8 protein-coding genes are annotated in these 5553 nt (G+C 48.5%); 4 read left to right on the top strand and 4 right to left on the bottom strand.

Annotation, left to right across the window (positions count from 1 at the left end; all coding sequences use genetic code 11):
* Positions 1 to 14 precede the first annotated feature (14 nt).
* A complete protein-coding gene (locus MELB17_RS26010; protein WP_157133391.1) occupies positions 15 to 176 on the bottom strand; it encodes a tyrosine-type recombinase/integrase in 162 nt (53 codons plus the stop codon).
* Positions 137 to 781: a tyrosine-type recombinase/integrase gene (locus tag MELB17_RS22845; protein ID WP_007352713.1), complete on the bottom strand. Its 645-nt coding sequence runs from the start codon at positions 779 to 781 to the stop codon at positions 137 to 139. Before MELB17_RS22845 ends, MELB17_RS26010 begins: the two co-directional genes overlap by 40 nt.
* A gap of 193 nt (positions 782 to 974) precedes the next feature.
* On the opposite strand from MELB17_RS22845, the gene MELB17_RS22840 reads away from it, so the two are divergent.
* Both MELB17_RS22840 and MELB17_RS22835 read left to right on the top strand, forming a co-directional pair.
* The gene (locus MELB17_RS22840) at positions 975 to 1820 is read left to right on the top strand and encodes a hypothetical protein (protein WP_198136544.1); all 846 of its coding nucleotides are present in this window, start codon (positions 975 to 977) and stop codon (positions 1818 to 1820) included.
* A gap of 100 nt (positions 1821 to 1920) precedes the next feature.
* A complete protein-coding gene (locus MELB17_RS22835) occupies positions 1921 to 2733 on the top strand; it encodes an abortive infection family protein (RefSeq protein WP_036186142.1) in 813 nt (270 codons plus the stop codon).
* A gap of 93 nt (positions 2734 to 2826) precedes the next feature.
* Here the strand turns inward: MELB17_RS22835 and MELB17_RS22830 are convergent, their stop codons facing one another.
* On the bottom strand, positions 2827 to 3099 hold the full coding sequence (locus MELB17_RS22830; RefSeq protein WP_007348079.1) for a Txe/YoeB family addiction module toxin: 273 nt from the start codon (positions 3097 to 3099) through the stop codon (positions 2827 to 2829).
* Positions 3080 to 3352: a type II toxin-antitoxin system Phd/YefM family antitoxin gene (locus MELB17_RS22825; RefSeq protein ID WP_007348080.1), complete on the bottom strand. Its 273-nt coding sequence runs from the start codon at positions 3350 to 3352 to the stop codon at positions 3080 to 3082. The genes MELB17_RS22830 and MELB17_RS22825 overlap by 20 nt, the downstream gene beginning before the upstream one ends.
* Positions 3353 to 3488: 136 nt before the next feature.
* Between MELB17_RS22825 and MELB17_RS22820 the strand changes: the two genes are divergently transcribed.
* Both MELB17_RS22820 and istA read left to right on the top strand, forming a co-directional pair.
* Entirely contained in the window at positions 3489 to 3926 is a 438-nt protein-coding gene (locus MELB17_RS22820) for a hypothetical protein (RefSeq protein WP_007352710.1), read from the top strand.
* A gap of 176 nt (positions 3927 to 4102) precedes the next feature.
* Positions 4103 to 4798 (top strand): IS21 family transposase, encoded by a 696-nt coding sequence (gene istA, locus MELB17_RS22815; protein ID WP_007352709.1) that lies wholly within the window; start codon positions 4103 to 4105, stop codon positions 4796 to 4798.
* Positions 4799 to 5553 lie beyond the last annotated feature (755 nt).

Raw genomic sequence — 5553 nt, 5'->3', positions numbered from 1 at the left:
AATCGAGCGCAGGTTCACCCCTTTTCCAGCAGATGGGTGGCAAAGCTGTGGCGCAGGGAGTGAATGTGAACATGCTTGCGGATACCGCAGTCCAGGGCGACTGCTTGATGGCCTTCTGCACCCCACCCCCGGGCCATCACCCGGGGCTTGCCGGAGGTGGCGACACCGACGGCCATTCGCGGGGGTGCCACCCGGGAAACAGCAGGTCTGGATGACGGTGAGTGGCCCAATAGCGCCGCAAGGCCTTGAGTGTCATCAGCGGTAAAGGCACGAAGCGATCCTTCTTGCCCTTGCCACAGCGCACATGCACCCGCATCAGGTGACTGTCGACATCGGCGATGGTCAGGTTCAGGGACTCGCTCAGTCGCAGGCCCAGACTGTAGGTGGTGAGGAAATAGACCTGATAACTGAGTTTGCGTGTGCGACTGATCAGGCGCTCGACCTCCTTCAGGGAGAGCACGTCCTGCAGGGTCTGAACCTTGGGGGCCTTGACGATAGGGACGTATTCCCAGGGCTTGCCCAGTACATACTGATAGAAACTCTGCAACGCATTGCGGGCAATCTTGACCAGACTCCAGGACCGATGCTCGACCAGATGCATGAAATACTGCTGGAGCTGATCGGTGCTAAGCTGATCGGGACAGGTCTCGAAATAGTCGCAGACCTGTCGCAGGCAACGGGTGTACAGATCGATGGTCTTGGGGCTTTTGCCGCGCAGGGTGAGTTCGGTGAGGTAGCGTTGGTGCAGAGCTTGAAAACGAGCGTGTTCGTTAGCGTTCATCACACTTCTCCTGACAGGCCCTCCGAAATGGAAGGGGTCAGAGAAGTACAGTCGAATTTGACCTCTGCCGCATAGCGGCTTCGTTCAACAAGCGCATCGAGACCGACCTTCGCAAGCCGGCTTTGCCGGCCTACTCGGTGGCTCATGCGCGACGTTAGGCTCCACTTATCCTCGGCTCATGAAAAAGGCAATTATGAAAATGGGTAGAAATCCATGGGAAGTGCCTGAATGGCATGCACTGGGGCGAGAAGCATCATTAGTCAGGCACCTAATTGGCTCTGGGGCAACTGCGATAGGTAGAGCTAATTACGCAGACAAAATGGGTGAATATTATACTGCTTTCTTCGGTCTCTCTGTGGGGCTAGAAAGACTTTCAAAGCTAATACTGGTTGCACATTACGCTATAGAACATAATGGGGAAATGCCAGACGGAAAGGTAATAAAGAAGTTTGGGCACAAGCTTATTGATCTGGCCAACGAGGTTGAAAAAATTTCTGAAAAGCTACAACTGTCACCGAATTACACGCGCCCAGCAAATGACGTTCCACAAAAAATACTTGAGTGTTTAGATTCATTTGCTGACGCTCGACGAGGCAGATACGCAAATTTCGCTTCATTAGACAACCCCAATTTGACCGCGAATGAACCAATTAATAAATGGTGGGACGAAGTAGCTGAATGCATATTAAAGAAGCATTATTACGGTAAGACCGCACAAAAGCGTATTGAAGGTAGAGCCGAATTTATTGATTCAATCACTTCCCCGTTCACGATGGTAATACAAACAAATGAAAGCGGGCACACTATGCGGGACGTTGAGTCTGCATCTATACGCACCGGCCAAAATGCCATTGTACAAAAATGGGGTAGGTACCATTCACTGACGATTGCTCGTTGGCTCTCAAGTGTTTTATCCGAGCTCTCTCATATCGCTTGCTATCAACATGGCATAGATGGCTTTTTCGGTCTAAGTGAATACTTTTATAGTTACACAGTTGATGATAGTTTTTTAAAAACGAGAAAGGTATGGCCTCTTTAGCACTTAAAGGCCTAAAAAATCAATCAACTTTGCGCCTTCGGCGCCGGACGCAGCAAAGCTTCGCCAGTTATTGAGGCGTTAGGCCTAAGGAGAATCGAGATTGAGTTCTTTAATTCCAAATTCTGTAATCGGAGCAGTAGCATCTGTCATTGCTGATCATTATTACAGTCATTCAACTCTAGAAACATTATTTATGGAGTCAGGTGCACCTGGTGATGTACCAGAGGGCAACTGTGAGAAAAAGTGTAGTAATTGGCTAAAGCATTGTAACGACAATCCTAGTACTTTAGCTCATGAGGTGCTTGGAAGTGTCATTCAAGACTATATGGATAAAGATCTATCTCCGTCATTATTTGGTAGTGGAAATAATGATAAAATTTCTGAAGGACAAAAAAGAATCGCTAATTCTTTAGCCAAGAATAACCTTTCATATCGACCGAATGGCTATATCACAATTGCTGGATCTAACCCAATAACTAAAACCCTTGAAGACTTCTTTAAAACCGGTGACTTTTCTTCTATCGAGAAAGAATTCGAGAGAGCTGTCAAAAATATATCCTCAGATCCTCATGCTTCGATTACCGCGGCATGTTCTATTATTGAATCAGCTTTAAAGTTCTATATTGAAAAGTTTGATCTTGCGATGCCGAAGAAGTTGAATGTTATTGATCTATGGGGTGTTGTTCGCTCAAATCTCACCTTAAATTCAGATCCTGTATTAGCAGCAGACCAACACAAAATATTGAAAGGCTTATCTTCTGTTATTGATGGAGTTGGGGCATTTAGATCACACATTGGTTCTGCTCATGGCAGAGGTAACACTCCACCTTCTATTGTAGAAGTTGAGGCAAGGTTGGCTGTTAATGCTTCACATACAATTGTCGTATTTGTTATGGAGTACCTTAATGCATAAATTGCCTAACAAGGGCGTGCAATCTGACTCCGCAAACTGTCACGCTTTTTGTTCCAAAAATCCCGCCAGATTGCTACGCAGTTGACGCCGGCGTTAGGGCTGGTCGTAGTGCCCTCCAATGGCGAAAACATAAATGGATTTGTCGTCGAATCGGTATATGAGCCTGTCTTTCTGTGAGATGCGCCGTGACCACAAGCCTGATAAGTTGTGTTTAAGCGGTTCAGGTTTGCCGATGCCAGTTGATGGGTCGTCAGAGCGGAGCATTTCTTTCAGCAATTTGCAGAGAGCTTTGTGCAGCTTCTTGTCTTTCTCTCGCATCTTTTCATAGGCTTCCCAGGTGCTGCCCTCAAATACCAGTGATCTCATTCATCTGCTCATCATTAGGTGTATATCCTTGGCCACGGCTGTGAGTATCGAAGGAGGCCGCAATCTGCTGCATCAGGTCTTGGTTCTGAAGAACATGCAGGGTTTCTTGTTCTCTTTCCCAGTCTTCGGCACTCATAATCACGAAAGCCTCTCCGGCGCGGCGTGTCACCTTGAGGGGTTCGTGCCTGCTAATAACCTGTTCTACAAGGCTTTTCAGGTTTTCTCTGAATTTATTTACACTGATGATATTCATAATTCCACCATTACGTACGGTAACTCCGTACAATTATATCGCAATAGCCCTAACAAGGCCAGTCACGGCGACGTCTGCTGCATTGCGGCTTCGCCTCCATTCCGCAGCCGCGCATGCTGGCAGCGTTAGAGGTTTTATGGCGACGAACTACTTTAAAAGTCCGCTCATGCGTCTCAGACGGGCTAGTGAAAATCTCTCAAAGCTGGACAAATGCGTCACGAGCTATTTCAAAAAGCAGCCTTACAGAAAAACGGTTGAACATGTTCCAGAAGAAAATATGGACCATCATAAGGTGGTCCTCACAAAATCTTTTCCGGAAAGGGCAACCAATTTGGCGGTCGAGGCTATTGAGGGGTTTCGATCGTCGCTAGATCAAGCAGCCTACGCCGCTGCTTGTTCTGCGGGACGAGAAGGTAGCAAGTTTGCTAGCTTCCCAATTGTCGCAAATGAAGCAGATTTGGAAGATCGAATTAAAGGTGCGAGTAAAGACCTTCCTGAATGCATATTCTGGCCCATTCCGATCACTGATTCCGGTTTAATCCGATCACCCATTCTGGAACTTTGCGATCACTGATTCTGGTTTTATCCGATCACTTTTGCCGGTTTTCCAGAATCGGTGATCGGAATCCAGAACCACAGATCAACAGCCTCCAAAAACCAATCTAACGCATTGATTTTGATAGAACACTGCTAACCTTCCAGCCTTCCCCAAGGCAAGGAGTGTGAGCGGTGGCCAAGATGAGACTATCAATGCGCAAAATTAAAGACATTCTGCGTCTTCGACATGAAGCAGGGCTGAGCTACCGAGGCATCGCCCAGTCGCTCAATATCGGCTATGGCACCGTGGTGGATTACCTCACCCGAGCCAGGCAGGCGGGGCTCAGCTGGCCCATTCCCGAAGAACTTTGTGAGCGTGATCTTGGGCGGCTCCTCTTCCCAACCCAGCCGGTGATCGGCCAACGACGCTTCTCTGAGCCGGACTTCCCGGCCATCCACCTGGAACTCAAAAACAAGACCATGACCAAACAGTTGCTGTGGCAGGAATATCGCCAGCAGCATCCCGAAGACGGCTACAGCTATGCCCAGTTCTGTCATCGCTACAACGAATGGCTCGGGCGTCAGCAACGCAGCATGCGCCAGTCACACCGGGCCGGGGAGAAGCTCTTCGTTGACTATTGCGGCCCCACCCTGACCGTCGTGAACCCGGATACGGGCGAAGCCCGTACCGCTCAGATCTTTGTGGCGGTGCTGGGGGCGTCCAATTACACCTTCGCCTGCGCCCACTGGAGCCAGGGCCAGGCGGACTGGCTGGATGCCCATGTGAAAGCCTTTGAGTTCTTCGGCGGCGTTCCGGAGCTGGTCGTTCCAGACCAGCTGAAAAGTGCTGTCCGCAAATCCCACCGTTACGAGCCGGTGATCAATCCCAGCTATCAGCAACTGGTGTAAACACCGGTCTAAAAGCGCTGCTATTTGCCGAATATCCACACAGTCAGATTTTTCCTCAGATCGAAAATCCATAAAACATTGCACAATTCAGGCGGGTCATTCACGAGATTGGAAATAGATAAGCCAAGCAATATCGTTTTACTCGGGCTATAAAGATGCTGTCGGTGAGAAAGGTATGACGCCAAGAATGATTTGACAGTCCTAACTGACGCCATACCCCTCAAAATCGTGCAGGCGCACGACCCAATGATTGTTACACACTTTGGGATCAAATCCAGCCCTCATCGACCTTTAGCTGTCGATGCAAACTTCAAGTCGCCTATATCACTGCCTCCTTTGCCATGCACAAGTCATTATTTGTTCTCGTTGTGATCGCGGTCATCGTTATTGCACTGATGGGTGTTCTGAAAAAGCCCGTCGAGTATCCCTTGCTCGTGCCTCAAAAAAGTATCAAGAAAGTCGCGTTGGGTGCTTCAAAAATGCCGAGCGTCAACAGCGATTTCGTCAACAAAAAAAGCACAAAGTAACGCATCAGTCTTCCCAGATAATTACCCTTAATGATGTACTCAATGCGCAACGAAAAAGTCGTAAAAGGGTGATCCCGCCGCTAAAACACAGCACCTTTATGGTCTGCCATCATTGTGGTGAGGTCTGTAGTCCCTTTTTACGACATGACTTTTTACGCGGGACGATCTTTAAAGAACGACTGAGTGTTAAACCATCTTACAGCAGCATTTAGATCCGACGCTTAGTGA

The organism is Marinobacter sp. ELB17, assembly GCF_000169375.1.
Lineage (GTDB): Bacteria > Pseudomonadota > Gammaproteobacteria > Pseudomonadales > Oleiphilaceae > Marinobacter.
Note: the sequence above shows the minus strand (reverse complement) of the source record. Positions and strands in the feature narration are given on the sequence as shown.